The 25,987-nt window shown below is 63.4% G+C and carries 29 protein-coding genes and 1 pseudogene; 11 read left to right on the plus strand and 19 right to left on the minus strand.

Features of this window, described 5'->3' with window-relative positions; all coding sequences use genetic code 11:
• Positions 1-114 precede the first annotated feature (114 nt).
• Together EN990_RS14840 and ykgO are read right to left on the minus strand one after the other, a co-directional pair.
• Entirely contained in the window at positions 115-720 is a 606-nt protein-coding gene (locus tag EN990_RS14840; RefSeq protein WP_063169173.1) for a hypothetical protein, read from the minus strand.
• Positions 721-832: 112 nt separating this feature from the next.
• Complete coding sequence (gene ykgO / locus EN990_RS14845) at positions 833-958, minus strand: type B 50S ribosomal protein L36 (RefSeq protein ID WP_006203764.1); 126 nt, start codon at positions 956-958, stop codon at positions 833-835.
• Between the two features lie 240 nt (positions 959-1,198).
• On the opposite strand from ykgO, the pseudogene EN990_RS14850 reads away from it, so the two are divergent.
• Positions 1,199-1,622 (plus strand): annotated as a pseudogene (locus EN990_RS14850) (lysozyme inhibitor LprI family protein).
• A gap of 6 nt (positions 1,623-1,628) precedes the next feature.
• On the opposite strand, the gene EN990_RS14855 reads toward EN990_RS14850, so the two are convergent.
• The 9 genes from EN990_RS14855 to EN990_RS14895 all read right to left on the minus strand — a co-directional run bounded on the left by EN990_RS14855 (position 1,629) and on the right by EN990_RS14895 (position 10,279).
• On the minus strand, positions 1,629-2,708 hold the full coding sequence (locus tag EN990_RS14855; RefSeq protein ID WP_127370002.1) for a 5-(carboxyamino)imidazole ribonucleotide synthase: 1,080 nt from the start codon (positions 2,706-2,708) through the stop codon (positions 1,629-1,631).
• On the minus strand, positions 2,705-3,202 hold the full coding sequence (purE, locus tag EN990_RS14860; RefSeq protein ID WP_063169171.1) for a 5-(carboxyamino)imidazole ribonucleotide mutase: 498 nt from the start codon (positions 3,200-3,202) through the stop codon (positions 2,705-2,707). The genes EN990_RS14855 and purE overlap by 4 nt, the downstream gene beginning before the upstream one ends.
• Positions 3,203-3,304: 102 nt before the next feature.
• On the minus strand, positions 3,305-4,198 hold the full coding sequence (locus EN990_RS14865) for a ribokinase (RefSeq protein WP_013529210.1): 894 nt from the start codon (positions 4,196-4,198) through the stop codon (positions 3,305-3,307).
• The gene (locus EN990_RS14870; RefSeq protein ID WP_013529211.1) at positions 4,195-5,070 is read right to left on the minus strand and encodes a MurR/RpiR family transcriptional regulator; all 876 of its coding nucleotides are present in this window, start codon (positions 5,068-5,070) and stop codon (positions 4,195-4,197) included. Before EN990_RS14870 ends, EN990_RS14865 begins: the two co-directional genes overlap by 4 nt.
• Positions 5,067-6,035: an ABC transporter permease gene (locus tag EN990_RS14875; protein WP_032899090.1), complete on the minus strand. Its 969-nt coding sequence runs from the start codon at positions 6,033-6,035 to the stop codon at positions 5,067-5,069. Before EN990_RS14875 ends, EN990_RS14870 begins: the two co-directional genes overlap by 4 nt.
• A 9-nt stretch (positions 6,036-6,044) precedes the next feature.
• Entirely contained in the window at positions 6,045-7,559 is a 1,515-nt protein-coding gene (locus EN990_RS14880) for a sugar ABC transporter ATP-binding protein (RefSeq protein ID WP_027162481.1), read from the minus strand.
• Positions 7,560-7,627: 68 nt separating this feature from the next.
• Positions 7,628-8,680, minus strand: coding sequence for a substrate-binding domain-containing protein (locus tag EN990_RS14885; protein WP_024502965.1), 1,053 nt, complete (start codon positions 8,678-8,680; stop codon positions 7,628-7,630).
• A gap of 41 nt (positions 8,681-8,721) precedes the next feature.
• A complete protein-coding gene (locus EN990_RS14890; RefSeq protein WP_127369939.1) occupies positions 8,722-9,711 on the minus strand; it encodes a TIM barrel protein in 990 nt (329 codons plus the stop codon).
• Between the two features lie 364 nt (positions 9,712-10,075).
• Positions 10,076-10,279, minus strand: a complete 204-nt coding sequence (locus tag EN990_RS14895; protein ID WP_013529216.1) for a DUF465 domain-containing protein — start codon at positions 10,277-10,279, stop codon at positions 10,076-10,078.
• A gap of 239 nt (positions 10,280-10,518) precedes the next feature.
• Here EN990_RS14895 and EN990_RS14900 point away from each other — a divergent pair, with 239 nt between their 5' ends.
• The 5 genes from EN990_RS14900 (at position 10,519) to EN990_RS14920 (ending at position 14,836) form a co-directional block, all read left to right on the plus strand.
• The gene (locus EN990_RS14900; RefSeq protein WP_013529217.1) at positions 10,519-10,698 is read left to right on the plus strand and encodes a YdcH family protein; all 180 of its coding nucleotides are present in this window, start codon (positions 10,519-10,521) and stop codon (positions 10,696-10,698) included.
• A gap of 334 nt (positions 10,699-11,032) precedes the next feature.
• Positions 11,033-12,286: a flavodoxin-dependent (E)-4-hydroxy-3-methylbut-2-enyl-diphosphate synthase gene (ispG, locus tag EN990_RS14905; RefSeq protein WP_024502967.1), complete on the plus strand. Its 1,254-nt coding sequence runs from the start codon at positions 11,033-11,035 to the stop codon at positions 12,284-12,286.
• Between the two features lie 5 nt (positions 12,287-12,291).
• Positions 12,292-13,146, plus strand: a complete 855-nt coding sequence (locus EN990_RS14910; protein ID WP_127368892.1) for a lytic transglycosylase domain-containing protein — start codon at positions 12,292-12,294, stop codon at positions 13,144-13,146.
• Between the two features lie 87 nt (positions 13,147-13,233).
• Positions 13,234-14,049, plus strand: coding sequence for a Stf0 family sulfotransferase (locus EN990_RS14915; RefSeq protein WP_127368893.1), 816 nt, complete (start codon positions 13,234-13,236; stop codon positions 14,047-14,049).
• Positions 14,050-14,095: 46 nt separating this feature from the next.
• Positions 14,096-14,836 (plus strand): class I SAM-dependent methyltransferase, encoded by a 741-nt coding sequence (locus EN990_RS14920; protein WP_063173214.1) that lies wholly within the window; start codon positions 14,096-14,098, stop codon positions 14,834-14,836.
• A gap of 26 nt (positions 14,837-14,862) precedes the next feature.
• On the opposite strand, the gene EN990_RS14925 is transcribed toward EN990_RS14920, so the two are convergent.
• From EN990_RS14925 to EN990_RS14935, 3 genes are all read right to left on the minus strand, one after another.
• Positions 14,863-17,202, minus strand: a complete 2,340-nt coding sequence (locus tag EN990_RS14925) for a response regulator (protein WP_127368894.1) — start codon at positions 17,200-17,202, stop codon at positions 14,863-14,865.
• Positions 17,203-17,316: 114 nt separating this feature from the next.
• Positions 17,317-18,123 (minus strand): methyltransferase domain-containing protein, encoded by an 807-nt coding sequence (locus tag EN990_RS14930; protein WP_013529223.1) that lies wholly within the window; start codon positions 18,121-18,123, stop codon positions 17,317-17,319.
• Positions 18,124-18,269: 146 nt separating this feature from the next.
• The gene (locus tag EN990_RS14935) at positions 18,270-19,187 is read right to left on the minus strand and encodes a polyprenyl synthetase family protein (RefSeq protein ID WP_024502973.1); all 918 of its coding nucleotides are present in this window, start codon (positions 19,185-19,187) and stop codon (positions 18,270-18,272) included.
• A 222-nt stretch (positions 19,188-19,409) separates the two neighbouring features.
• On the opposite strand from EN990_RS14935, the gene EN990_RS14940 reads away from it, so the two are divergent.
• From EN990_RS14940 to EN990_RS14950, 3 genes are all read left to right on the plus strand, one after another.
• Positions 19,410-20,171, plus strand: a complete 762-nt coding sequence (locus EN990_RS14940; protein ID WP_013529225.1) for a transglycosylase domain-containing protein — start codon at positions 19,410-19,412, stop codon at positions 20,169-20,171.
• A gap of 140 nt (positions 20,172-20,311) precedes the next feature.
• Positions 20,312-20,494, plus strand: coding sequence for a 50S ribosomal protein L32 (gene rpmF, locus EN990_RS14945; RefSeq protein WP_008834724.1), 183 nt, complete (start codon positions 20,312-20,314; stop codon positions 20,492-20,494).
• A 232-nt stretch (positions 20,495-20,726) separates the two neighbouring features.
• The gene (locus tag EN990_RS14950; protein ID WP_013529226.1) at positions 20,727-21,128 is read left to right on the plus strand and encodes a hypothetical protein; all 402 of its coding nucleotides are present in this window, start codon (positions 20,727-20,729) and stop codon (positions 21,126-21,128) included.
• Between the two features lie 128 nt (positions 21,129-21,256).
• On the opposite strand, the gene EN990_RS14955 is transcribed toward EN990_RS14950, so the two are convergent.
• From EN990_RS14955 to EN990_RS14965, 3 genes are all read right to left on the minus strand, one after another.
• A complete protein-coding gene (locus tag EN990_RS14955; protein ID WP_013529227.1) occupies positions 21,257-21,688 on the minus strand; it encodes a heme-binding protein in 432 nt (143 codons plus the stop codon).
• A gap of 164 nt (positions 21,689-21,852) precedes the next feature.
• The gene (locus EN990_RS14960) at positions 21,853-22,086 is read right to left on the minus strand and encodes a hypothetical protein (protein WP_013529228.1); all 234 of its coding nucleotides are present in this window, start codon (positions 22,084-22,086) and stop codon (positions 21,853-21,855) included.
• Between the two features lie 77 nt (positions 22,087-22,163).
• The gene (locus tag EN990_RS14965; protein WP_127385308.1) at positions 22,164-22,685 is read right to left on the minus strand and encodes a helix-turn-helix domain-containing protein; all 522 of its coding nucleotides are present in this window, start codon (positions 22,683-22,685) and stop codon (positions 22,164-22,166) included.
• A 98-nt stretch (positions 22,686-22,783) separates the two neighbouring features.
• Here EN990_RS14965 and EN990_RS14970 point away from each other — a divergent pair, with 98 nt between their 5' ends.
• Together EN990_RS14970 and EN990_RS14975 are read left to right on the plus strand one after the other, a co-directional pair.
• Positions 22,784-23,620, plus strand: coding sequence for an alpha/beta hydrolase (locus EN990_RS14970; protein ID WP_024502976.1), 837 nt, complete (start codon positions 22,784-22,786; stop codon positions 23,618-23,620).
• 94 nt (positions 23,621-23,714) lie between these two features.
• On the plus strand, positions 23,715-24,371 hold the full coding sequence (locus EN990_RS14975; protein ID WP_127369266.1) for a glutathione S-transferase family protein: 657 nt from the start codon (positions 23,715-23,717) through the stop codon (positions 24,369-24,371).
• A gap of 5 nt (positions 24,372-24,376) precedes the next feature.
• Here the strand turns inward: EN990_RS14975 and EN990_RS14980 are convergent, their stop codons facing one another.
• Together EN990_RS14980 and EN990_RS14985 are read right to left on the minus strand one after the other, a co-directional pair.
• A complete protein-coding gene (locus tag EN990_RS14980; RefSeq protein ID WP_013529232.1) occupies positions 24,377-24,640 on the minus strand; it encodes a metalloregulator ArsR/SmtB family transcription factor in 264 nt (87 codons plus the stop codon).
• A 32-nt stretch (positions 24,641-24,672) separates the two neighbouring features.
• Positions 24,673-25,920 carry an MFS transporter gene (locus tag EN990_RS14985; protein ID WP_024502978.1) on the minus strand — a complete coding sequence of 416 codons (1,248 nt, stop codon included), beginning with the start codon at positions 25,918-25,920 and terminating at the stop codon, positions 24,673-24,675.
• Positions 25,921-25,987 lie beyond the last annotated feature (67 nt).

Consider the following 25,987-nt stretch of genomic DNA (forward strand, 5'->3'; position numbering starts at 1 on the left):
GTAGGGGAGTAGGGGAGTAGGGGAGTAGGGGAGTAGGGGAGTAGGGTGTGTGTTCCGCAGGTGCGATCTGCCCCTACTGTCTTACTGCCCTATTCCCTTACTCCCCTAGAGCAATCAAATGCCTTCACCGGCAAGTTCCTCCGAAATCGTGCCGACCTGGTCCTGGGCGCTGCGCATCATCGGATAGATGGCCAGCACCTTTTGCCAGGCCTCGAGCGCCGATTGCTTGTGGCCGGTCAACGCCATGATCTGCGCCAGGCCGGACAGCGCACCGAAATGGCGCGGCTCGAGCTGCAGCGTATGGTCGATGTCGGACATCGACTTGCCGTAGTTCTTCATCATGAAATGGACGGTGGCGCGCCGGTTCCAGCCCTCGGCATAAGTAGGCTGCAAAGTCACCACCTGGTCGAGGAAATCGAGCGCGACGTCGAACTTCTGGCCCTCGACGGCTTTTTGCGACCATTGCATCATCAGGTCGATCGAGGCGCTGCCGGATTGCGACCACTCGCTCCAGATGTTGCCGGCGATGCGCTCCGCCGCCTTTTCGTTGCGTTCGCGTTTCAAGTCGCTGAACAGCTGATCGAGGCGGGCTTGTTTCGTCGTTGGGGCGGGCGGCGCATCCTGAGTGGACGGCGGCGCGACAGCACCATCCGCCCATGCCGGGCCATAAATGACGCCGGAAACAAGCAGAGATGTCAAAAATGCAAAAGGAATCCGCATCGCCGGACTCTAGTCCCGGGCGAGAGAACGTCAAACTGAATTTGGCGTGAAAAGGCCGGCAGACGGCGACAAGCATCAAATGGGCGGAGGCGACAGCCTCCTGCCCGAAAACTCAGCCCTGACGTGCCTTGTAGCGCGGGGCGGTCTTGTTGATGATGTAGATGCGGCCCTTGCGGCGAACCAGCTGGTTGTCGCGGTGACGCGCCTTCAGCGCCTTGAGCGAATTCTTGATCTTCATGGTCTTGCCTGTCGGTGTGGACCCGGTTGGGTCGAAATTTTAAGGCGCGCCAGAAGACGCGCCTTTGAACTGTGGGTGGCTCATAAACGAGGAGCCTTGTCCCTGTCAACCGCAAGCGTGCTCCATAGCGGCTGTGAATCATCCCTGTCATCAATTATCCGCCATGTCTGCCTTGCGGCATTGCGCGGCCCTGGGCCGGCTGGGATGATGCGGTCGCCGTGAAATGATTTGGAGACGACTATGCGCCGGATGTTCCTGGCCGCCTGCCTTGTCCTGCTGGCGGCAGCTTCGGTTGCGCGCGCGCAGGAATGCGACCGCAGCGACGACAGCCAGCAAATGATGAACATCTGTGCCGGCGAGGATTACCAGGCGGCCGACGCCAGGCTCAACACGGCCTATCAGAACCTCACCAGCTCGGACGATGCCAACGGCAAGAGATTGCTGCAGGTGGCGCAACGCGCCTGGATCACTTTTCGCGATGCCGAGTGCGCGCATTCCACCGCCGCCAGCGAAGGCGGATCGATCCATTCGATGGAAGTTTCGCAATGCCTGACCCAGATTGACCAATGACCGCGTCAAGCAGCTCGCTGCCGCGGCCAATTGCGAGGAAGGCGATGGGAGTTGCGCCAATACAGGGCAGGACGAGAGCGACGACGCGCAGTAGGCAACCTTATGAGGCGCGACGTCTGATCCGAGTGAAATGACCCATCTTGCGGCCGGGCCGCGCTTCGGTCTTGCCGTAGAGATGCAGCATCAGATCGGGCTCGGCGAGAAGCTCCGGGACGCGCAGCACATCGTCGCCGATCAGGTTTTCCATCACGCAGTCGGAATGGCGGTCCGGGCCGCCGAGCGGCAGGCCGGCGATGGCGCGGATATGCTGCTCGAACTGCGAAACGACACAGGCGGCTTCCGTCCAATGGCCGGAATTGTGCACGCGCGGCGCGATCTCGTTGGCCAGCAGCGAGCCATCGGCCAGCACGAAGAACTCGACGCCGATGACACCGACATAGTCGAGCGCCGCAAGGATCTTCGATGCGGCCGTTCGGGCTGCTTGCGCCGTCTCCGGCATAATGGCGGCCGGCAAGGTCGATGTGTGGAGAATGCCGTTGCGATGGATATTCTCGGCTGGATCGTAGGCGACAACCGCACCGTCCAGCCCACGCGCCGCGATCACCGATATCTCGCGCTCGAACGGCACGAAGGACTCCAGAATCAGCGGCACATTGCCCATCGCCTCGCATGTGCCGGCAAAACCGCCGGCTTCCATGTTGCGGAAGACGCGCTGGCCCTTGCCGTCATATCCCATGCGCCGGGTCTTCAGGATGCCGCTGCCGTCGAATGCTTTCAGCGCCGCCGCCAGCTCGTCATCATTGTCGACGGTGTGGAAATCGGCGGTGGCAATGCCGATGCCGTTGAGGAATGTTTTTTCGTCCACCCGGTCCTGCGCCACTTCCAACGCACGCGCCGGCGGATAGACCGGAACCTTGGCCGCCAGCGCGCTGGCCGCTGCGACCGGGACGTTCTCGAACTCGTAGGTGATGACGGAACTTGACGCTGCCAGGTCGGCAAGGGCGGCCGGGTCGTCATAGGCGGCTGTTATCTGCCGGTTGGCGACCTGTGCGGCCGGGCAATCCGCTTGCGGCTCCAGCACCACGGTGCGGTAGCCGAGACGGGCGGCAGCAACAGCCAGCATGCGGCCGAGCTGGCCGCCGCCAATGATACCGATGGTCGATCCGGCGGGCAGGCTCACGGCGTATCCGTCGGTTCAGCCGCGACCTTGGCAGTCTGCGCGGCGCGCCAGGCATCCAGACGGACGGCAAGGCTGTCATCGTTCAGGGCCAGCACGGCGGCGGCCAAAAGGGCTGCGTTGGCGGCCCCAGCCTTGCCTATGGCCAGCGTTCCAACGGGAATGCCGGCTGGCATCTGGACGATGGACAGCAGCGAATCCTGCCCGGAAAGCGCTTTCGATTCCACCGGCACGCCGAACACCGGCAATGGCGTCATCGCCGCCGTCATGCCGGGCAGGTGTGCTGCACCGCCGGCGCCGGCGATGATCACCTGGTAACCGGCCGCCTTGGCGCCCTTGGCGAAATCATAGAGCCGGTCCGGTGTACGATGCGCGGAGATGATGAGCCGCTTGTGCGGGATGCCAAGTGCTTCCAGCGTTTCGGCGGCATGGCGCATCGTCGCCCAGTCGGACTGGCTGCCCATGATGATGGCGACGTCGGCGCGTTGATCGTCCAAGTCCGTGTTCCCCGGCGACAAAGGCGCGCCTTAGCGGAATTCGCGCGAGGCCGCAAGGATAGGCGGCCGCTGCTGCGGTCTGGCAAGACGGAAACCAGCCGGTCAGATGCCGTCGCGCTCGGCCTCTGGCGTCGAGACCAGCAAGGCCGAAGCCGCGTTGGCGGCGGTGATGGCCGCCCGCATGGTCTGCCCACGGGCAAGTCCCGCGGCCAGCGCGCCAACGAATTCATCGCCGGCGCCATGCGTGCTGGCGACCTTGACCGGGATGGCGGACAGCGCAAAGGCCTCGCCGCTCCGGTCGCAACAGGCGACGCCTTCGCCGCCCGCCGTGACGATCGCCACGGGATAGAGATCGGCCAATAGCCGTGCGGCTTGCGCGGCCCCGTCGAGTGTCTCGACCACTGCCGTGCCAGCCAGGAATTCCGCCTCGATGGCGTTGACCACCAATATGTCGACCAGGGCGATCAACTCCTCGGAGAGTTTGCGCGCGGGGGCCGCGTTGAGCACGACGCGGCCGCCCCGTGCCTTGACTGCGCGTGCGGCGGCAATGTTGGCGGCTTCCGGCACTTCGTTCTGCAGCAGGAGCACCGCCGTCTGTCCCACCACATCGGAAGCAGAGGCACTGTCGGCATGGCCCAGTGCCAGATTGCTGCCCGAGACGATCACCGCGCCATAGTCGCCGCCTTGGTCGAAGATCGCCACGCTCATGCCGGAGCCGGCGCCAGCGGCCACCCGCACGAAGCGGCGGTCGACCTTGGCGCGATCGAGATTGGCCAGCAACGCCCGCCCGAAATCATCGTCGCCGACGGCGCCGATCATCGCCGCATACACACCGGCTCGCGCCGCCGAGACGGCCTGGTTGCCGCCCTTGCCACCGCATTTGGGGTGCCAGGCATGGCCGGTCACCGTCTCGCCCTTGCGCGGGCGGTCGGGCGCGTCGACCATAATGTCGTAATGCAGGCTGCCGAACACGGTCACCAGCGGCGTTGTCGTCATGAGCCCCGGTCTTTTCGTTTCGATGTCACCGCCGACATAGTGCGGCCGAGATTTCGCTCCGCCGCCTGATAGTCGCGCTGCGCCACCGCGACGAACAACGCGTCGAGAATGTTGAGCTGGGCAATGCGGGCCGCTGCGTTCTCGCCCATCAGCGGCGAACCCTGCGCGGTCGAGCACAGAACGATATCGGCGACGGCGGCCAGGGGCGAGTTGTCGTAATTGGTGATGGCCAGCGTGCGGGCACCGTTCTTGCGGGCCAACTGAATGGCGTCGATAACGGCCGACGTGTTGCCCGAATGCGAGAAGCCGACGGCGATGTCGTCGCCGCCGAGCAGCGAGGCCGACATCAGCATCATGTGCGAATCGTCGTAGACGGATGCGCGGATGCCGATGCGCAGGAATTTGTGCGAAACGTCGCGCGCGATCTGCGCCGAGCCGCCGACGCCATAGAAATCCCGGTTCTTGGCACGGAAGAGCAGCTCGGCGGCGCGGTCGAAATCCTCGATGTCGAGGATCGCCAGCGTCTCCTCCAGCGCCTGGATGGAGGTGCGGAACACTTTTTGCACGATCTCGGCCGAACTGTCGTCGGATGACAGTTCCTGGTGCATCTCGGCGGTCGGCAGGCGACTGTACTCATAGACGGCGGTGCGGAAGTCGCGATAGCCGGAAAAGCCGAGCTTCTTGGCGATCTTGACCACCATCGCCTCGGACACGCCGGATTCCTCGGCGATCTGCTTCAGCGGAATGCTCTCGTCGAAGCCGCGCCGGCCGAAGACGGTTTCCACCACCTTCGCCTCCAGCGGAGTGAGATGCGGCATCATCATGCGGATGCGCGGTCCTACCGCTTTCAGGTCCAGCCCGCTCAAGGTCATCCACGCCCCCTCGTCACGCGATCGATAAGCATCGCGGCGAGGATTATAAGACCAGTTGCCAGAAGCTGATAGAAGGACTGGACGTTCATCAGCGTCAAACCATTGCGCATGGCGCCGAGGATGACGGCGCCCAGGATGGTGCCGACGACGCTGCCCTTGCCGCCCATCAGCGAGGCGCCGCCGATGGCGGCAGCCGCGATGGCGTCGAGCTCCCAGAGATTGCCGAGGATGGGTTCGGCGGCGCCCAACCGGCCGATCAGGATCTGCGCGGCAAGCGCCGCCAGCAGGCCTGAGATCATGTAGGCGGCGATCTTGGTGCGGGCAATCGGCACGCCGGCGATGTAGGCCGCCTCCTCGTTGCCGCCGACGGCGAGCAGATATTCGCCGAAGGGCGTCTTCTTCAAAACGACCCAGGCGACGACAGCCACGCAGGCGACGATGACGACCGCCAGAGGCAGTCCGAACAGCGAACCGTTGAAGACGGCGCGAAAGCCTGGGGGCAGGCCGAGGACCGGATTGCCGCCGGTGTAGATCAGCGCCAGTGCCCGATAGGTGCTGAGCGTTCCCAACGTGACGATGAAGGGCTGCAGCCCAACATGGGCGACGAGCACGCCGTTGACGAGGCCGCAGGCAAGACCAATGGCGAAGCCGGCGGCGATGGCCAGCGGAAACGGCACGCCGGCGACCATCATAGAGGCCGAGATGACGGCCGAGAGTGCTGCCGTCGGCCCGACCGACAGGTCGATGCCGCCGGAGATGATGACCAGCGTCATGCCCAGCGCCAGACAGGCATTGATGCTCGACTGCTGCAGGATGTTGATCAGGTTGCGCTCGGCGAAAAAGCCGGGCACCAGCGCGCCGAACACGGCCAGGATCACGACAAGCCCGATCAGCGTGCCGGCGTCGCGCATGGAAACACCGCGCAGGAATTCGGCCTGGGACCGCACCAGAGTGGCATCCGACATATCCGTCACCTACTGCCTTGCCGGCTGTGCGGCCGGCGTTTGCGTTTGCGGGATGGCGTGCGCCGCGATCGCCTGTTCTGAGAGATTTGCCCTATCGAGTTCGGCGGCGATGGTGCCGTCGCGCATGACCAACACGCGGTCGGCAAGCCGGATCACCTCGGGCAGTTCGGAGGAGACGACGACCACCGCATGGCCCTCGGCGGCGAGTTCCTCGATCAGATGATAGATCTCCGCCTTGGCGCCGACATCGATGCCGCGCGTCGGCTCGTCGAACAAGAGGATGCGTGTTCCCGCCGCCAGCCAGCGGCCGATGATCGCCTTCTGCTGGTTGCCGCCGCTGAACAGGCGGATCGGCCGGTCGAGCAGGAATGGGCGCAGATTGACGCGGCTCATCTTCTCGGCCGCCACCTGTTTCAACCTGGCGTGATCGATGAGGCCGCGCGGCGCGAACACGGCCATCGAGGCCAGCGCCATATTGCTGGTGATCGAGCGCAGCGGCACGATGCCTTCGCGTTTGCGCTCCTCCGGCACCAGTCCGACGCCGGCGGCAATCGCGTCACGCGGGCTGAAGAACCGTGCCGCCTTGCCGTCGATTGCAATCGTCCCGGCCGTGGCGCGATCGGCGCCGGCCAAGAGCCGCAGCAGTTCAGTGCGGCCGGAACCGACCAGGCCGGCAATGCCCAGCACCTCGCCGCGATGCAGATCGAACGACACGTTGCGCACCTTCGTCGCCGAGGAGAGGCCACGCGCGCTCAGCATGACCTTGTTCGTGGCATGGGAATTATGCTGCTCCTGCGCCAGTTCGCGGCCGACCATCATCGCCACGACCGCTTTCTCCGACAGGTCGTTCAGATCGACGGAATCGACGACGACGCCATCGCGCATGATGGTGGCGCGCCGGCAGATGCCGAACACCTCGTCCAGCTTGTGCGAGACATAGACGACGGCGACGCCGTCGCGGGCGAGGCCGGTGATGACTTGCGCCAGCCGTTCGAATTCGCTCGGCGTCAGGCTCGATGTCGGCTCGTCCATGGCAACGATGCGGGCGCGATCGAGCAGCGCGCGGGCGATCTCGACAATCTGCCGCTGCGCCACCTTCAGGGTACCGAGGGGTGCAGCCGGATCGATGGAGGGATCGATGGCCGCAAGAGCCTCCGCAGCACGGCGCTCCTGTTCGCGCCGAGCGACGAAGATGGCGCCGCGCGTCAGCGGATGGCCTAAGAACATGTTCTGGGCGACGCTAAGGCGTGGTACCTGCTGCAATTCCTGATGGATCATGGCGACGCCCGCAGCGCGTGCGGCGACCGGGTTGGCGAGTGTAACCGGCTTGCCGTCGATGAGGACGCTTCCCGCTGTCGGCGTGTGGACGCCAGACAGGATGCGCAGCAGCGTCGACTTGCCGGCGCCATTTTCCCCGAGCAGGCCGTGGATTTCACCGGCACCTACCGAGAACGACACGCCGTCAAGCGCCCGCACGGCCGGAAACAGCTTGGAAATGCCCTGGAATTGCAGCCGGGGTGACATTGGGTTCTATCTCCGGGCAACGGTGCCGGCGGGAGCGAATTGCTCTGGCCGGCACTCGCCGATTGGCCTTACTGGCCCGCAGCCGCGTCCTCGAGCAGTGCCTTGCGCGCGCCGGCGCCGGAATAGCGGTCGGCATTGTCCTTGGTGATCAGTGCCTGGGGCGTGGCGACGACGCGGGGCAGCTTCTGTCCCGCGACGAGACGCAGAGCAGTTTCCAACGCCACTTCGCCGGTCAGCACCGGGAAACTGTCGACCGTGCCGGTCAGTTCGCCGGCCCGTATGGAGGCATAGGCGTCGGAAATGCCGTCGGTGCCGAAGACCGCAACCTTGTCCTGCAGGCCGGCGGCCTTGACTGCCTCGACGATGCCGAGCGCCATGCCGTCATTGTTGGCATAAAAGCCGATCAGGTCGGGGTGCTGCTGCAGGATGTTGGTGGCCGCATCATAGGAGGTCTGGCGGTCCCAGTTGCCGGGAACGCTGGCGACGACCTCGAACTTGCCTGCCTCGGTGATGGTCGACTTGAAGCCGTCGGTGCGCTGCACGGCGGCATAGACGCCAGCCTGGCCTTCGACGATGGCGACCTTGCCGCCATCCGGACGGTTCTTGATGAACCATTTGGCGACGCGCACGCCATTGTCGCGCTGGACATTGCCGACATAATGTTCGGCCTGCGGGATGACGGCGTCATTGACGTTGACCACCGGCACGTTGGCGGCCTTGGCTTGCTCCATGATCGGCTGCAGATTGGCATCCGTTTGCGGCGAGACGAGCAGCACGTTGTAGCCCTGGGTCACCAGGCCTTCGGCAATGGTGAGCTGGCCGAGCTGGTCGCCCTCGCTTTGCGCTGCCTGATAGACGACGGGAACGCCGACCTTGGCGCCGAATGCCGTGTAGCCCTCGCCCAGCGAGCGCCAGTATTCATTGGTCAGCGTCTTGGAGACGGCGCCTGCCTTGGTGCCTTCGGGCAGCTTGGGGAACGCGCCGAATTTGGCCTCGACCTGCGACCAGTCGATGCGGTCCTTTTCCGTGTCGGAATTGAGCGGCGCGAGGTCGGCCGAAAAGGCAGAGCCGATCGACAGCGCCATCAGTGCGGCGGTAGCAGTGGCAAGCAGAAGTTTCATTGTATTCCTCCCTTGTTGAAAACGATAATGGTGCGGATGCCTCAGCTATCCGGCCCGAGCATGATTTCCTGGATGATGGCCTGCGACGTCACCGCATCCTGGCTGTCCATGGCGGCGGACAGGCGATTGTCCTGCTCCAGCCGGTCGACGACGCGCAGCATGCGCTTGACGGTGGCGATGTTGACTTCGCACTCGCGCACCGGATCGAGCCCGGTCATGTCGGGGAACGTGTCGAAATAGATGGCGCCGGCGTAACCGTCGCGGCGAATCTGCCTGAGCAGCTCGATGGTCTGCAGCGTGTGCACCGCGCCGACCATCAGGCCGTCGTCGCGCTTGGCGTAGCCGTCGTTCAGATGCACGCCGAGCAGCTTGCTGTGGCGCGCCACCAGGGCCGCGGCAAAGGCCGGCTGTTCGTCAGCATAGAGCACATGGGCGAAATCGAGGGTGACGCCCAGATTGGGCAGGCCGACATCGCGGATCGCCAGCAAGGTCGTCGCCGCATCCGGCATCAGGCTGTAGGAGCGTGGTTCGTTCGGTTTGTACTCAAGGCTGATCTGACAGTCGGGATCATGCGCGGCTACTTCACGAATCCCCTCGATTTCGTGTTGCCAAAGCGTCACATAGTCGGCCTGGAAGGCGTAGTCGAAGCCATCCTGGCCGAGCCACAGCGTCATCAGGCTGGCGCCGGCCTCACGCACGGCATCGATGCCGGCTTTGGTCAGGTCGATGGCCTCGCGGCGCACCGCCGGATCCGGATTGGTGAAGGCGCCGAGCTTGAAGGCGGGGTTGGAGTAGTAGCGCATGGCAAAGCCATTGATAGAAAGCCCGAGATCGCTCAGTTTGAGGGCGATTTCCGCAGGCTTTTCAGTGACATGGTCGGGAAAGTTGAGGTCGAGATCGGTAAGCCCGCCGACCTTGGCGGCGCGCGCCGCCATCTGCAGCAGCGACGGCTTGCCGGTAAGATCAGGCCATTCGGCCTGCGGCCGCGAGGCAAAGGAATTTAGGCGCGTGGCGAAACGAGTGGCTGTCATGGTCGATCCTTCAATCGTCATGACTTCACATAAATACAAATATTTGTAAAGTTATTGTTTTGAGGGGCGGGCGGTGATCTGTGTCGACGGCCGGGGCTGAGCCGCGCGAAGGCGCAGGTTTCCCAGCGGCGTCGCCGGACAATCCGTCAGAACGGTGGGATCACTGACCGAGAGCGTGCGACGAAGCCGTCGAGTTCGAGGTGCTCCATGTGCGAGATCGCCCGGCAGGACGCGCCGTCGCGGCTAGTGCACCGGCGAAAAAGAGCCCAACGATTGACCGGCCAAAGGCACCGTCACACGACCGCGCAGGGAGATGCAGATCGCCGCTGCCTGGCGCTCGATCAGCGTCAGCACTTCACATCGTTCAAGCAATGATGTCGGGAATGATCTTGTCTTCCAGCGCCATCAGCCGGTCCTTGAGGAACAGCTTCTTCTTCTTCATGCGCTGGATCTGCAGCGGATCGCAGGCCATGGCGATCATCGCGTTGATGGCTGCATCGAAATCGGCGTGTTCCTGCTTCAGGCGGGAAAATTCGAGGCGAATATCGGCCTGTTCCTGATCGGACATTCTCTACCGTCTGCACGTCTGCGGCGCCCAAAGCTGGGCCTGATTGGGCGGGGCCGGGTGTTTTGTCACCGGCGTGCAGCCCATATCACATTTCACAGTGTCGTGGAATGCTACCACGGATCATTCGACATCGCCCGCGGAAGGTGACACACTGTCACCGTGCCGTCACAGAAGCGAACCTGCGGTGGACGCGCCGTGACGGTTGCAATCGAGGAAAACCATGAAAGGGAGAACCAATCATGTCTCTTGCATCCCATCTTGATGAGTTGCAGCGGAAACACGGCGACATCGAACGTGAAATCGATGACGCGATGAATCATCCATCGGTCGACGACCTCGAAATCGTGAATCTTAAGCGACGCAAGCTGGCACTCAAGGACGAGATTGAAAAACTAAGAGGAAAACCGACCACGCATTGATGCCCTCCTGACATAGCCGCCCGGTATCCGCGGCCTCTTTTCCCGGCGGCTCCCCGCCGCCGGCGTGGAGGGGTTTGATTTCCCAGCACCGGTCTGTCAGCCGAAGCTGGACTTGCACCGGCTTAATATCCGCTTCGGCCGTCGCCCGTTTCGCCAGATCCTCGATTGTTTTTGGTCGTTGGCGGCGTGCCGATTCCGGCCAGTGGCGACCTGTCGCCATTGACAAGCCATCTTTGCTCCTCCACCTCATGCCCGGACCTCAGCGCATCGGCCCGGGGCGTCGTTGTGCGCCCATGCAGGACACAAGATGCTCCAGAGACAAAAGGCTGCCGGCATGACCGGATATTTTTCCTCTCCTTTCCCCCGCCGCACCTCGGTCGGCGTCGATGTGGGCGGCGTGGTCGTCGGCGGCGGCGCGCCCGTTGTCGTCCAATCGATGACCAACACCGACACGGCCGATATCGACCAGACCGTCGCGCAGGTCGCAGCACTGCACCGGGCCGGCTCCGAGATCGTGCGCATCACCGTCGATCGCGACGAGAGTGCCGCCGCCGTACCGCGCATTCATGAGCGGCTTCAGCGGCTTGGCATCAACGTGCCGCTGGTCGGCGACTTCCACTATATCGGCCACAAGCTCTTGGCCGATCACCCGGCCTGCGCCGAGGCGCTGGCCAAATATCGGATCAACCCCGGCAATGTCGGCTTCAAGGACAAGAAGGACCGGCAGTTCGCCGACATCGTCGAGATGGCGATCAGGCATGACAAGCCGGTGCGCATCGGTGTCAACTGGGGCTCGCTCGACCAGGAGCTTTTGACCCGGCTGATGGACGACAACCAGGACAAGGGTTTTCCGCTGACGGCGCAAGAGGTGATGCGCGAGGCGATCGTGCAGTCGGCCATTCTCTCGGCCGAGATGGCGGAAGAGATCGGCCTTGGCCGCGAGAAAATCATCCTGTCGGCCAAGGTCAGCGGCGTGCAGGACCTGATTGCCGTCTATGCCGAGCTCGCCACCCGCTCCAACCATGCGCTGCATCTCGGCCTGACCGAAGCCGGCATGGGCTCGAAAGGCATCGTCGCTTCGTCGGCCGCCATGGGCATCCTGCTGCAGCAAGGCATCGGCGACACCATCCGCATCTCGCTGACGCCGGAGCCGAATGGCGACCGCACGCGCGAGGTGCAGGTTTCGCAGGAATTGCTGCAGACGATGGGGTTCAGGCAGTTCGTGCCGATCGTCGCCGCGTGTCCCGGCTGCGGCCGCACGACCTCGACCGTGTTCCAGGAGCTCGCTCAGAACATCCAGGCAGATCTCAGGAAGAACATGCCGGTGTGGCGCGACAAATATCCCGGCGTCGAGAACCTCAAGGTCGCGGTGATGGGTTGCATCGTCAACGGCCCGGGCGAGTCCAAGCATGCCGATATCGGCATTTCGCTGCCCGGCACCGGCGAGACGCCGACGGCGCCTGTCTTCGTCGACGGCAAGAAGGCGGCGACGCTGCGCGGACCGTCGATCGCGGCGGATTTCGAGAAAATGGTCGCCGACTATATCGAACAGCGGTTCGGTCGCGGCGGCAAGGCCGCGGCAGAGTAGGTCAAATGCGGCGTTTCCTGTGGGCGACGCTGGTCCTGCTGTGTGGGCTAGTCTGGTCGACACTGGCTCAGGCCGATCCGCCGCAATCCGCCAAGCAACGGCTTATCGACAAGGTCTGCAACCTGATCCAGGCGCATGCCGACCAGAATGGTTTGCCCAGGGATTTCTTCGCCCGGCTGATCTGGAAGGAGAGCCGTTTCGATCCCAACGCCGTCAGTCCCGTCGGCGCCGAAGGCATTGCCCAGTTCATGCCGGGAACCGCCAAGATGCGCGGGCTTGCCAATTCCTTCGACATCAATCAGGCGATCCCGGCTTCGGCGAAATATCTCGCCGAAATGAAAACCGGCTACGGCAATCTCGGCCTGGCGGCCGCCGCCTACAATGCCGGCGAGAGCCGGGTGTCGCGCTGGCTCAGTTCCGGCGGTTTCCTGCCGATGGAAACCGAAAGCTATGTCTTCGACATCATGGGCGAACCAGCCGACAAGTTCACCGACCGAGCCTATGCCGGAAGGGTCGAACCGCTCGACGCTAAGGCGGATTTTGCCGTCGCTTGCCGAAAACTGCCGGTGATCATGTCGCGGACCGTGGCGATGGCCTCGATCAACGTAAAGCCGTGGGGCATCCAGGTGGCCGGCAATTTCCGCCGCAGTGCCGCGATCAACCAGTGGCTCAGGGTAAGGAGCCGGTTCCCGGCCCTGCTCAATGGGCACGATCCAGTGGTCAGCCGGGTGCGCACGCCGATCGGCCGGCGGGGTATCTATGCGGTCAGGATCGGTGTCGACCACCGCGCCGATGCAAACGTCATCTGCCAGAAATTGCAAAGCATCGGTGGGGCATGCGTGGTGGTGCGCAACCGGTAATTTGACCCCTGCCGGCAGGGTATTTTGTCTGAGAGAGGCATTTAAAAAGCGACAGCCGTGGCGTCGCATCCAGCAAGGATTTCAGCTATGGCGGCGGCCATGTTACCAGGAGCGACAGCCCCTGCCTTTGACAAGCCGCGTGGGCACAACATGTTCGATGGATACATTATCTGCGGTACGCCGAGGACGGGGAGCACTTTGCTGTGCAAGCTTCTGGCGTCCACGAAGACGGCCGGTGATCCGCACTCATTCTATCGGCGCCAGGACGTGGTGGAGTGGGCCGAAGAGTGGAAGTTGCCCGATCGCGCCGCGATGAGCGAGCTCGAATTCGATGCCGCGTATCTCGATGCCGCGATCGCCGCCGGCAAGGGTGGGACCGGCCTCTTCGGCCTCCGCTTGATGCGCGAAAATCTGGATGAGCTTTCGGCGATCCTCGACCGGATTTTCCCAAAACTGCCATCCGACAGAGCACGGTTCGAAAGAGCATTCGGCAATGTTCTCTACATACACCTCTCGCGGGAAGACAAGCTTGCGCAGGCTGTCTCCCTGATCAAGGCAGAGCAGACCGGTCTTTGGCATATCGCTCCCGACGGCACCGAGATCGAAAGGGTCGCACCGCCGAAAGAGCCCCAATATGATTTCGAGCGGATCAGGCGTGAGGTCGAGGTACTCGAGACCTATGATGCGGCATGGAACATCTGGTTCGCTGAGCAAGGCATAACCCCGCTTCGGGTTGGCTACGAGCGCCTTTCGAGCAATCCGGCGGCGACATTGCTAGGCATCTGCGAAGTCTTGGGCGTTCAAGCGCCGAATGCCGATGACGTGAGGCCCGGCGTTGCAAAGCTCTCCGACGACACGAGCCTCGACTGGATGCGCCGCTATCGCCTCGACGCAGCCGCCTGATGCATTGATGGGCTGCAGCTGGAAATTTGGAGTATGGGCAGCGACTATGACCGACCCTATCTACAGCGATCCCGACTTCGTCCAGTTCTATGATATCGAGAATCAAAGCGGCCGTGCCGATTTTGATTACTGTATCGGTCTTGCCGTAAATCGCGGCTCGGTCCTCGATCTCGGCTGTGGCACTGGCCAACTGGCTGCCGAACTTGCCGAGGGGCATAATGTCACTGGCGTTGATCCGGCATCGGCGATGCTCGACGTGGCGCGGCGCAGGGCCGGCGGCGACAGGGTCGACTGGGTCGAGGCCGACGCGCGAACTGTTCGGCTCGGGCGGCGTTTCGACCTGGTCCTGCTCACCGGGCATGCGTTCCAGGTTTTCCTGACAGGCGAGGATCAGATGGCGGTGCTGGGCACCATCGCCGAGCATCTCGCTCCCGGCGGGCTCTTCATTTTCGACACACGAAATCCCGCCGAGGAGGAATGGCTGGAATGGACACCGCAGCGCTCCGAACGGGCAGTTACGCATCCCGGCCTCGGCACGGTCAAAGCCTGGTATGATGCCGAACACGATGCCGCTACCGGCATCGTCACCTACTCGACCTTCTATGACATTCCGGGCGGTAGACCTGTTCTGGGCGCCGAATCCAAGATCGCGTTCCCCAAGAAGGAAGATCTTGCGGGGATGCTGGACGAGACTGGCCTGTTGGTCGAGCAGTGGCTGGGTGACTGGCAGGGCACACCTTATGGTGTGACCTCGCCGGAAATCATCCCGATCGGCCGGTTGCGCTGATCCGGCCTGACCAATAGGGCCGGCTTTTACGCCGTCTTGGCCACCACGGTCTCGCTGAGCCAGGTGCCGATCTTGGTGCCCAGTCGGTCGGGCGAAACGGGCTTCGGCAGATAGTCGTCCATGCCCGATTCGATGCACTTGTCGCGATCGCCCTTCAGCGCATGCGCGGTGACGCCGATGATCGGAATGTGGGTGCCCGTCGAGGTCTCCATGGCCCGGATCGCGCGGGTCGCTTCGTAGCCATTCATCTCCGGCATCGAGACGTCCATCAGGATCAGCTTGGGGCGCAGCGCCCGGTACATCTCGACCGCCGTGCGGCCGTTGCCGGCGATGCGGTAGCTCAAGCCCAAGCCATTGAGGATCTGGCCGAAGACCAGCTGGTTCACGTCGTTGTCCTCGGCAATCAGGATGTCGATCGGTCCGTTCGGCGTGGTTGTCGATTCCGGTGCTGCCGCGACTGGCAGCGCCGGGCCGCGGATGACGGTAAAGGCGGGCGGCGCTGCCGGGGGAGCCTGGACGATCGGTTCGCGGACAAACTGCGCCTTGCCGACCTGCGAACGGGCCTTCTGCACGACCGAGATAACGGTGCCGAGCAGGACCGCGGAGCGCGCCGGCTTGGTCAGATGCGCGGCAATGCCGAAGTCGATGATCATCTTGCCGAAATCGACCTGGTCGACCGAGGTCAGCAACACCACCGGGATGGAGGACAGCCGGCTGTCGGAAGCAATTGCCCTGGCGACGTCGGCGCCGTTCATGCCGGGCATCTGGTAGTCGAGGATGATGCAGTCGACGGCGGCGCCCAACTGAAAGGCGCGATCGAGGAAGGCCAGGCCGACGGCGCCGCTTTCGGCGGCGGCACAGTCGAAGCTCCAGCTTCTGAGCTGCTCGAGCAGGATTTCGCGGTTGACCGGATTGTCATCGATGACCAGCACGCGCGCGCCGGTAACGTCGACCGGCACGATCTCGTCTCGCGCCGCGGCCTGATGCGCGGGCAGCGGCACCGCGAACCAGAACACCGAGCCGCGGCCGATCTCGCTCTCGACGCCGATCTTGCCTGCCATCAGGTCGACGAGGCGGGCGGCAATGGCGAGCCCCAGCCCCGTGCCTTCATGACGGCGGGTGGACGAGCCGTCGACCTGCGCAAATTTTTCGAACACGTTCTGCAGTTTCTCGGCCGGTATGCCGATGCCGGTGTCCTCGACGCGGATCTTGAGCTGGACCACGTCGTTGACGATCTCGCCGCCGACGTCGATCAGCACGTGACCCTTCTCGGTGAACTTCACTGCGTTGCCGAGCAGGTTGGTGATGATCTGCCGGAACCGGCCGGCGTCGCCGACGACATGGGCCGGCAGGCGCGGATCGACGCGCACGATCAGTTCGAGGTTCTTTTCGGCGACGCGAGCCGAGACCAGCGTCGCCACGTCCTCGACCGCCTCGGAAAGGCGGAAGGGAGCAGGGTCGAGGGTGAGCTGGCCAGCATTGATCTTGGAGAAATCGAGGATGTCGTTGATGATGGTGAGCAGCGCGTTGCCGGACTTCACGATAACGTCGGTGAAGGTCTTTTGGCGTGGGGTCAGATCGGTCTTGGCCAGCAGTTCGGCCATACCGAGCACACCGTTCATCGGCGTGCGGATTTCGTGGCTCATATTGGCCAGGAATTCCGATTTGGCGCGGTCGGCGGCCTCGGCCTTGAACAGGGATTCGGCGGATTCGGCAAAGGCGCGGCGGATCGCCACTTCCATCGGGCGGAAGATCCAGAAGGCGACGATGGCAAGGGCCGCGAACAGGATGCCGCTGGCCCACAACAACAGCCTGTCGCTGGAGGCATCGGCCAGATGGCGCTCATCATCCATGGCGGTGCGGACGCGAACCAGCATGGGTTGGGCGAACAGGTCATTCTGGTTGCGGATTTCGCGATAGCTCCACTCATCGACCTTCTGCGCCACCGACATCAGGTTGAAATTGCGCACCATGTCGCGCGGCGACCAGAACAGATCGCCGTTAACTGAAGCGGATTGGAGTTCGTCGACGGTCTTGATCGACAGCCGCGGCTTGATCGCCGCAAGCTGGGCGGTCAGCGTCTCGATCTCGCCGGTCAGGCGCTCCGAATGGCCGCGCGCCGATGTGGTCAGGGCATCGCGTGTCTCCGCCCGCCAGGCGGTGCCGGTCGTCTCGGCAAAGTTGGTCGCGTTGCGCAGGTCTCGGGTGAAGATGACGAGATTGCTGCTCAGCGCATCGATGTCGCGGCGAAAGGAATTGACGCGATCAAGTGCAATCACGATGCCGGCGGAAGCCAGCGCGAAGATCAGCAACCCTGAAATATAGCGGATCCGGACCGACCGGATGAAGGACGAATATTCAGGCATGCGCAACCCCAACACATACGCACCATTTTAATGGCCGGGATTACGCTTCATTTACATTAAAATTTCGTTCGTGCGGGCAGGCGAGCCGTGCGAGCCGCCGGATGGACAGCGCGCCTAGGCCGCTTCCACGACGAGGGCGCGGATGCGGCCACTTACCGGGCCTTCCCCGAACCGTTTCCCAAGGGCATTCGCCACGTATCGCGTCACCTCCTCCAGCGAGCCACCGCGCGCCTCGATCTCGGCCCGCAGGGGCGTGCCCTGGCAATAGGCCGTGGCCGCCTCATATGGCGAGGAAGCGGCGCTGACGGCATCCAGCGGCTCTATGGTGATGTTACGGAAGCCGGCGGCATGCAGGTCGGCGCGGATGACGTCCGCATCGTGATAGCCATGCGGTGTCCTTGCCATGAAGCGAGGCGGATCGGCCGGGAAAAAATGGCCGAGCGCACGCGTCACCTCATCGGCAAACTCGTTCTCTTCGATGGCACCCCAGACGTTGAACAGGAAGTGTCCGCCCAGCCGCATCACGCGCCGAACTTGCCCGTAGGCGCCCACCCGATCGGGGAAGAACATCGCGCCAAACTGGCAGGCCACGGCGTCGAACTGTGCGTCCTCGAAGGGCAGCGCCTGAGCATCGGCCTGCTGCCAGGTGATGCGAGGATCGTCCACCATCCGCGTGCGTGCGTGGTCGAGCATGGGCTGGTTGAGGTCGGTGACCACGATGCGCGCTTGCGCCGGCAGCTTTGCTGCGAGCGCACGTGTCACCACACCGGTGCCCGCCGCCACTTCGAGCACCGATTGCGGCCCGAGCTTCGACACCCGCTCCGCCAGATCCCGCGCATATGGCTCGAAGATCAGCGGCACCATCGCCCGGTCGTAGATCTCGGGAATGGAACCGCTGAACAGCTTGTCGGTGGTCGACATGGCATCCTCCAACTCTTATCCGCACCGCGTGCTTGCCGTGCGGATGTCAATCCTCTGCCTCGGCAGGCTTCCGCTCAAGTTCTATTTCAGAACCGGCCGGCGGGGACGTGCGTGCAATCAGCTCGATGTTCCGGCTGGCACCAACCTTAGCTGTTACGCGCCGCCACGAATGTCGCCGCTTCTTTCAGCAACTGGGCATCGTCACCATAGGGCTCAAGCAGCGCATGCGCCTGTTGGACGAGGCCGTGAAGCTGGCCACGTGCCCAATTCGCACCATGCAAGGCCACCAGCGTCGCCTTGCCGGCGGCGGCGTCCTTGCCGGTCGCCTTGCCCATCTGGCTGGCGTCGGCGGTCAAATCGAGCAGGTCGTCGGCAAGCTGGAAGGCAAGACCGATCGCCGAGCCGAATTCGGCCAGCCGCTCGCGGTCATCGGCCGGGGCGCCGGCGATGAGGGCGCCTGCCTCGCAGGCGAAACGGATCAGCGCGCCGGTCTTCATCGCCTGCAGCCGGATGATGCCGGCCTCGTCCGGCGGCGTCTGTTCGGCTTCGAGATCGAGCTTCTGGCCGCCGACCATGCCGCCTGCTCCGGCGGCGCGGGCAAGCGCCAGCACCAGGGCTGCCCGCCGCTCCGCCGGCAGCGCAGTCGACTCGCCGGCAATGATGTCGAAGGCCAGCGTCAGCAGGGCGTCGCCGGCCAGGATCGCGGTTGCCTCGTCGAAGGCCTTGTGCACGGTCGGCTGGCCGCGACGCAGGTCGTCGTCGTCCATGGCGGGCAGATCGTCGTGGATCAGCGAATAGCAATGCACGCATTCAAGTGCGGCGGCGACACGCAGTGCCGCCTCGCCGTCGGCGGAAAAAAGGGCGGCACTTTCCATGACCAGGAAGGGCCGCAGGCGCTTGCCGCCGTTCAGCACGCCATGGCGCATCGCCGCCATCAGCCGGTCCGGCCGGGCGATCTCGCCCGAAAGCGCGCGGTCGTCGAGCAGTCGCCGCAGCAGCACCTCGACGGCGGCTGCCCGCCTGATCAGCGCCATTTCGAACGCCATTTGGTCGTCATTCGTCATGGCCGGGACCGGTAGCCGACACTCAGACGTTGCGCAAGAAGGCAAGCGCCATTATGCCGGAGCAGTATGAGCCCGTTCGGAAACTCTACTCCTGCGGTCATCTGAGGGCGTTTTCTGCGCTTCCGGTGCTTGCGTACTCTAATGTACGCTCCGCTCCGGTTCTCGAAAACACCGTCACATGACTCACAGGAGCGCGTTTCAAAACGAGCTCTCTGGCACGGGTTGGGCGGCTTGGCGGAACCGATCGTCGATCATGAAACCGAAAAGCTGGACATGGCGACGAGATCGCGGGGCGTAAACCGCCGTGGTCTCAAGCGCTGGGTCCGGCGCGGCATCGTCGTGGCCGCGGTGCTGGCTTTGATTCCGGTCGTGCTGACGTTTCTGTACCTGCCGTTCTTCGTGCATCCTGTCTCGACGCTGATGCTGAAGGACCTGGCGACCTTCTCCGGTTACGACCGCCGCTGGGTGTCGATCGATGACGTGTCGCCGGTGCTGGCCAATTCCGTCATCATGTCGGAGGACGGGCAGTTCTGCTTTCATCGTGGCGTCGATCTCGGCGAGCTGAGAGGCGTCGTCGACGATGCGCTGGCCGGCGAAGCGACGCGCGGCGCCTCGACCATCACCATGCAGACGGTCAAGAACCTGTATCTCTGGTCGCGGCCGCTGGGCTCGGTGCGCAAGGTGGTCGAATTGCCGCTGGCCGTCTATTTCGATGCGGTGATGTCGAAACGGCGCATCATGGAAATCTATCTCAACATCGCCGAGTGGGGGCCGGGCATCTACGGCATCGAGGCCGCGGCACAGCACCATTTCGGCGTCTCGGCAAAACAGCTGTCGCGACGGCAGGCCGCCCTGCTTGCGGTCTCTTTGCCAAATCCGATCGCCCGCAATCCGGCCAAGCCCGGGCCTGGCCTGAGGCGGCTTGCCAATCTGATCGAGCGGCGAGCCGGCCGCTCGGGCGCCTATGTCGGTTGTCTCCGCTAGCCGATCCAAAAAAATTCGCGCCAGTGCTGGCCAAAACGGTACAGGGCGTGTATAGGCACCCGACTTTCTCAGATTTAGGCCCCGACATGGCCCTTTCACGAGGGCGGGCGGGGCTTTTGACCATGTAGTGGAGCATATCCATGGCCGTTCCGAAACGTAAAACCTCTCCGTCCAAGCGCGGCATGCGCCGCTCGGCCGACGCCCTCAAGGCCCCGACCTATGTCGAGGACAAGAATTCCGGCGAAATGCGCCGTCCGCACCATATCGACCTGAAGACCGGCATGTATCGCGGTCGCCAGGTGTTGACGCCCAAGGAAAGCTGAGACCAACCTTCCAAAGGTTTGAATTCCAAAAGGACCGGCCAGTGGCCGGTTCTTTTGCGTTTGGGGGGCGGGTAGCGCGCATCTCGACGCGTGGGCGGCAATCGTTGCAGGCAACCGGCTGACATTGTTGTTGCGTGCGGTCTTCGACCGTGTTCAACGCTGCCATCGAAACATCTTGACGGCGTGCCTGTGGCGCATTCTACAAAGGATTGCCCCCACATGGAGACGCCAGATGTTCGGTGCCATTCCGCTGCTGATCGTGCCTTTCGTGCTCTACAATCTCGGACTGCTGGGAATATTCGGCAGCGGTGACGATCCGTGGGCAAGCGAGGTCTTCTCATTCAGCATGATGTCGGGTGGCGTGTTCTCGATGACGCTTGGCGACCTGATGGTGCTGATCGGGCTGATCTTCCTGTTCCTCGAAATGGCGAAGTCGGTGCGCACCACCAACGCCTCGATCATGGACCATCTTCTGTCGACGCTGGTCTTCGTGGCCTTCCTGGTCGAGTTCCTGCTGGTGAAGGGTGCGGCCCATTCCGTTTTCTTCACCCTGATGGTCATCGCGCTGTTCGACGTGCTGGCCGGATTCGCGGTGTCGATGCGGTCGGCCAGCCGGGACATCAATTTGAATTAGGTCCCCGGCGCGGAAGGCGGAAGTTTCTGCTCCGCTGCACTCTACGGCTGATGTTACGGAATGGATCCTCGGGTCTGCGCGACGGAGCCTCGCTCCTGCTCCGCCCGTGGATGACGAAGTTCCCGACCTCACCCCGGATCGGCGGTGAAACCGGCGGCCTCGATGCCGGCGATTGCCGCGGCTTCGTCATTGTCCGACGTGTCGCCTGAAATGCCGACGGCGCCGATGATGGCACCGGCCTTGTCGCGGATCAGCACGCCGCCGACGACCGGCAGCACGCGCCCGCCCGAGACGTCCGAGATGCCGGCGACGAGATGCGGGCGCTCCTTGGCGAAGGCCTCGACTTTGCGCGAGCCCATGCCGATGGCGAGCGCACCATAGGCCTTGCCGGCCGACATTTGCGGACGCAGGAACGAGGCGCCGTCCTGGCGCTGGAAGGCGACCAGATGCCCGCCGGCGTCGAGCACCGAGACGCCGAGCGGCTTGAGCTTGAGATCGGAGCCCTTGGCAAAGGCGGTTTCGATGATTTGCCTGGCTTTTTCGAGCGGCAGTGCGGTCATGGCGGTCTCCTGTTTGAAACGCGTCGATCATCGATCGTCGGCGGGCGAGATAACATCCCCGTTCCGGTTGAAATTGCTTCGCGTGAAAAGGCAGGATGGAAAGCAGCCTTCGCCCGCTCTTCCGGATAAGCGTTGCCGCTTGTATGGCTCCAGACGTGGCTGGGCTACTTCTTCTTGGCGCGGGCCGGTTTCTTGGCGGGTTCCGCCGGCGCGTTGGCGAGGTCTTCCGCTTCCTTGGCGAGACGCAGTGCCCGCAGCTTGTTGGTCTTGGCCTGGCGAGCATCGCTCTCGGCGGCGTATTCGGCCATCGCCTTCTGGCGGACGGTTGCCGCCTCTTCCTGCTTCTTGAAGCGCAGGTCGGCGCGTGCGCGGGCAGCATCCCGAGAGTTCTCAACCAAGACCTTATCCAATCCCGTGAATTGTGATTTTCCGCTTCTTCTAGCAGAGCCGGCCCCAAAACGGGAAAATAAGTTGGTTACGCGGCCGGGCTGGCGGCGAGGGCCTTGCTGGCAACCACCGCCTCGTAGGCGGCCTGCAAGGTCGCGCGGACAGAAAGGCCAGACATTGTATCGAGCGGCATGCCGAGATGCTCGTGCCGCAACTCGTCCATGAATTTGTCCCACATAGGCTGTCCGCCCTTTTCCAGCAGTTCGGCGCGGATCGACAATTCGTCGCTGACCGGCAGCCAGACGCGGCCCCAGGCGCCGAGATGGGCCAGGATCGGAACCAGCGTGATCGCCATCTCGGTCAGGCTGTAAATCGCCTTCTGCTTGTGCGAGGGATCGTTGGCCTTGGTCAGCATGCCCAGCTCCATCAGGCGCTTCAGCCGGTCGGCGAGGATGTTTGAGGCGATGCCTTCCATCGATCCGTTGAGCAGCTCGCGAAAATGGCGCCTGCCGCCGAAGATCATGTCGCGAAGGATGATCAGGCTCCAGCGGTCGCCGAAGACTTCCAGCGACAGATTGATCGGGCACCCGGACCGGCGATCCATGCTCATGAGATTTTTCTCCAAAACCGGTTGCATTATCGTATCAGTTTTATTATCGTGCAACCGATTGCAAAATGCAATCAGTTTTGCAGAGAGGAGACTGCGTGATGAGGACCACCGAACGCCCTGAGATTATATCCGAAGTCTTTGGCGATCCGGCGAACCCGCCGCTGTTGCTGATCATGGGAGCGATGGCCTCGATGCTGTGGTGGCCGGAGGCGTTCTGCCGGAAACTGGCCGGTGCCGGCCTGTTCGTGATCCGCTACGACAATCGCGATACCGGCCGTTCGACGAAATCCAAACCGGGAGAGCCGCCCTACACGTTCGATGATATGGCCGACGATGCAATGCATGTTCTGGACGACCACGGCATCGGCAAGGCGCATGTCGTCGGGATGTCGATGGGCGGCATGATCGCGCAGCTTGTGGCGTTGAAACATCCCTCGCGTGTCGTATCTCTGACTGTGATCAGCAGTTCGCCGGTGGGAATCGACACATCCGGCCTTCCCGGGACGACCGAAGCCTACATGGAACACTCGGCCGAGGGCGCCAAAGTCGATTGGTCGGACCGTGGTCAAGTGGTCGATTTCATCGTCAGGGATGCGCGGGCGATCGCCAGCACCACGCATTCATTCGATGCGGCGGGGATACGGGCCTTTGTCGAGCAGGATTACGACCGCTCCGGCGGCTTCCTGAGCGCGACCAACCATTTCATGCTCAAGGGCGGCGCCGCCTGGAAGGGCCGCCTGCACGAGATCGCGGCGCCGCTGCTGGTCATTCACGGCACGGCGGATCCGATCTTTCCGGTCGAACACGGCGAGGCGCTGGCCGAGACGGTCACCGGCGCAAGACTCATTCGCATCGAAGGTGGCGGCCACGAGCTGCATCCGGACGACTGGGCCGAGATGTCCGCAGCGATCATCGCGCATGTCCAAGCCGGTTGAAGCAGCATAGGCTGGTTTGACGGACAAGGCTAACCGCAACAGGCGTGCCGCATGGTAGCGGCCACCGACAATCCAGGAAACAGACGAGCAAAAAATGTCCCTGACACTTCATTTCCATCCGCTGGCCTCCTTCTGCTGGAAGCCGTTGATCGCGCTGTACGAGAACGCCACGCCGTTCACGCCTGTCATCGTCGACCTTGGCGATGCTGAATCGCGCGCGGCCTGCCTGAAGATCTCGCCGGCCGGCAAGATGCCGGCGCTGCGCGACGATGCGCGTGGCCGTACGGTGCTGGAATCGAGCATCCTCGTCGAATATCTGGCCGCGCACTATCCGGGGCCGGTCGACCTCGTTCCCGCCGAGATCGACATGGCGTTGGCCGTCCGCCAAGCTGACCGTTTCTATGATTTCTATGTGCAGGAGCCGATGCAGAAGATTGTCGGCGACCGGTTGCGTCCCGGCGACAAGACCGACCCGTTCGGCGTCGAGCAGGCTCGCGACCGGTTGCGCAATTCCTACGCCATCATCGAACACGACATGCAGTCGAAGATCTGGGCGATGGGCGACAGCTTCACCATGGCCGATTGCGCAGCCTCCCCCGCGCTGTTCTATGCCAACAAGGTCGAGCCGTTGGGCGACAGGTACCCGGCTGTGAAGCGCTATCACGACCGCCTGCTGCAGCGCCCCGCCTTCGCTCGGGTGATCGGGGAGGCGCAGCCCTACTTCAAGTTCTTCCCCTACAACAACGGTTGATCGGGTCAGGCTTCCCAGAACTGATCGAGCCAGATGTTGAGTTTGAGGAAGCCAGTGCCGCTCACCGTATAGACGCGCCTTGTTCCTTCCGGCTTGGCGTGGACCAGGCCGGCATCGAGCAGCACTTTCAGATGTTGCGACACGGCTGGGCGCGAGACCGGCAAGCCGGCGGCCAGTTCGGTGACGGTTTTCGGGCCGCGGCGAAGTTCTTCCAGAAGATGGCGCCGGTTGGGATCGGCAATCGCCATGAAGGCGTCGGAAAACATCATGCCTGTATTAGTGAGGCAAAGCCTTTCGAATCTCAACCGTCTGCTTCTGCTTTTCTTCTGGGATCAAGCCGCAATGCTTCCGGGGTGACCGAACGGTCGGCCGGCTGCGTCTTGAAGGCGTCACGATCCCCGATCGGCACCGGCGCGCGGCGGCTGATGCGCAGCAGCGTGTAGCCCGCCAGGCAGAGATGCGCGAAGGCGGTCGCCAGGAACAGACCTTCCGGGCGCATCCAGCCCATCAGGGCAGCCGCAAGCAAAGGTCCGATCATCGTGCCGAAGCCATAGAGCAGCAACAGCCCGCCAGATACCTTGACGAAATCCTCCGAGCGCGCGTGGTCGTTGGCATGCGCCACGGCGATGGAATAGAGCGTATAGGCGAAGGCGCCATAAGCGGCGGTGAAGACGATGACGAAGACGCCGGAGCGTGGCTCGAACAGGAAGATCATGAGCGCGAAGAAGGCCCCGCCGAAAGCCGCCCCCGCCAGCACGAAGCGCCGGTCGGTCTTGTCGGACAGGCGCCCGGCCGGAAGCTGCATGGCGGCACCGGCAACGACCACAAGACTCATCATCAGGGCGATCTCGGCCGTGGAAATGCCGATGCGTGCACCATAGACCGCGCCAAGCGTGCCCCAGGCGCCGTTGGCGATGCCGATCAGCACGCAAGCGACCGCCGACACCGGCGAATTGGCATAAAGGCCCCTGACATCAAGTGAGACATCCTGCAGCGGCTTGGGGTGGGAGGCGGTCGAGACCGCCGTCGGAATGAGCGACAGGCAAAACAGGATGCCGGTGATCATGAACAGCGACGCGGACTTCACGTCGCCGCCGGCGACGATCATCTGCCCACCCATGATCGAGGCATAAGTCACCATCATGTAGAGGCCGAAGACGGTGCCACGGTTCTCGTTGGTGGCCTTCTCGTTCAACCAGCTTTCGATGACCATGAAGGCGCCGGCCATGGTGAAGCCGGTGAAGGCGCGCAGCAGGATCCAGACATACTCGTCGATGATCAGCCCGGTGAGCAGCGCCACGATGGCGCCGGATGCGGCAAAGGCGCCAAAGGCGCGCACGTGGCCGGCGCGGCGCACGATGCGCGGTGCGAAGAAGCAGCCGGTGACGAAGCCGCCGGCCCAGGCCGTGCCCATCAGGCCGAGCGATGCGGTCGAGAAGCCTTCCAACTGACCGCGCAGGGGCAGAAGCAGCCCATGCAAACCAGATGCCGCGAGCAGGAAAGCGGTGCCGCGAAGCAGCGAGAGGATCGGTCGGTAGGTTGCGAACATTGGTTGATCCGGCTCAGGTTTGGCGGGGACGCTGCGTCTGAAGACAGTCGCATTCGGGCTTTTCGGC

Source organism: Mesorhizobium sp. M7A.F.Ca.US.005.03.1.1 (assembly GCF_003997975.1).
Lineage (GTDB): Bacteria > Pseudomonadota > Alphaproteobacteria > Rhizobiales > Rhizobiaceae > Mesorhizobium > Mesorhizobium ciceri.

Bases quoted from the DNA above. Each gene is read 5' to 3' on its own strand.
- EN990_RS14955 (WP_013529227.1), bottom strand. From the start codon at position 21,688: ATGACCGCACTGCCGCTCGAAAAAGCCAGGCAAATCATCGAAACCGCC.
- EN990_RS14910 (WP_127368892.1), top strand. From the start codon at position 12,292: ATGCGGCGTTTCCTGTGGGCGACGCTGGTCCTGCTGTGTGGGCTAGTC.
- EN990_RS14920 (WP_063173214.1), top strand. From the start codon at position 14,096: ATGACCGACCCTATCTACAGCGATCCCGACTTCGTCCAGTTCTATGAT.
- EN990_RS14865 (WP_013529210.1), bottom strand. From the start codon at position 4,198: ATGACGACAACGCCGCTGGTGACCGTGTTCGGCAGCCTGCATTACGAC.
- EN990_RS14980 (WP_013529232.1), bottom strand. From the start codon at position 24,640: ATGATGTTTTCCGACGCCTTCATGGCGATTGCCGATCCCAACCGGCGC.
- EN990_RS14880 (WP_027162481.1), bottom strand. From the start codon at position 7,559: ATGTCACCCCGGCTGCAATTCCAGGGCATTTCCAAGCTGTTTCCGGCC.
- ispG (WP_024502967.1), top strand. From the start codon at position 11,033: ATGACCGGATATTTTTCCTCTCCTTTCCCCCGCCGCACCTCGGTCGGC.
- EN990_RS14915 (WP_127368893.1), top strand. From the start codon at position 13,234: ATGGCGGCGGCCATGTTACCAGGAGCGACAGCCCCTGCCTTTGACAAG.
- EN990_RS14970 (WP_024502976.1), top strand. From the start codon at position 22,784: ATGAGGACCACCGAACGCCCTGAGATTATATCCGAAGTCTTTGGCGAT.
- rpmF (WP_008834724.1), top strand. From the start codon at position 20,312: ATGGCCGTTCCGAAACGTAAAACCTCTCCGTCCAAGCGCGGCATGCGC.
- EN990_RS14965 (WP_127385308.1), bottom strand. From the start codon at position 22,685: ATGAGCATGGATCGCCGGTCCGGGTGCCCGATCAATCTGTCGCTGGAA.
- EN990_RS14895 (WP_013529216.1), bottom strand. From the start codon at position 10,279: ATGTCCGATCAGGAACAGGCCGATATTCGCCTCGAATTTTCCCGCCTG.
- ykgO (WP_006203764.1), bottom strand. From the start codon at position 958: ATGAAGATCAAGAATTCGCTCAAGGCGCTGAAGGCGCGTCACCGCGAC.
- EN990_RS14925 (WP_127368894.1), bottom strand. From the start codon at position 17,202: ATGCCTGAATATTCGTCCTTCATCCGGTCGGTCCGGATCCGCTATATT.
- EN990_RS14930 (WP_013529223.1), bottom strand. From the start codon at position 18,123: ATGTCGACCACCGACAAGCTGTTCAGCGGTTCCATTCCCGAGATCTAC.
- EN990_RS14840 (WP_063169173.1), bottom strand. From the start codon at position 720: ATGCGGATTCCTTTTGCATTTTTGACATCTCTGCTTGTTTCCGGCGTC.
- EN990_RS14985 (WP_024502978.1), bottom strand. From the start codon at position 25,920: ATGTTCGCAACCTACCGACCGATCCTCTCGCTGCTTCGCGGCACCGCT.
- EN990_RS14890 (WP_127369939.1), bottom strand. From the start codon at position 9,711: ATGACAGCCACTCGTTTCGCCACGCGCCTAAATTCCTTTGCCTCGCGG.
- EN990_RS14875 (WP_032899090.1), bottom strand. From the start codon at position 6,035: ATGTCGGATGCCACTCTGGTGCGGTCCCAGGCCGAATTCCTGCGCGGT.
- EN990_RS14870 (WP_013529211.1), bottom strand. From the start codon at position 5,070: ATGACCTTGAGCGGGCTGGACCTGAAAGCGGTAGGACCGCGCATCCGC.
- EN990_RS14975 (WP_127369266.1), top strand. From the start codon at position 23,715: ATGTCCCTGACACTTCATTTCCATCCGCTGGCCTCCTTCTGCTGGAAG.
- EN990_RS14935 (WP_024502973.1), bottom strand. From the start codon at position 19,187: ATGACGAATGACGACCAAATGGCGTTCGAAATGGCGCTGATCAGGCGG.
- EN990_RS14950 (WP_013529226.1), top strand. From the start codon at position 20,727: ATGTTCGGTGCCATTCCGCTGCTGATCGTGCCTTTCGTGCTCTACAAT.
- EN990_RS14885 (WP_024502965.1), bottom strand. From the start codon at position 8,680: ATGAAACTTCTGCTTGCCACTGCTACCGCCGCACTGATGGCGCTGTCG.
- EN990_RS14900 (WP_013529217.1), top strand. From the start codon at position 10,519: ATGTCTCTTGCATCCCATCTTGATGAGTTGCAGCGGAAACACGGCGAC.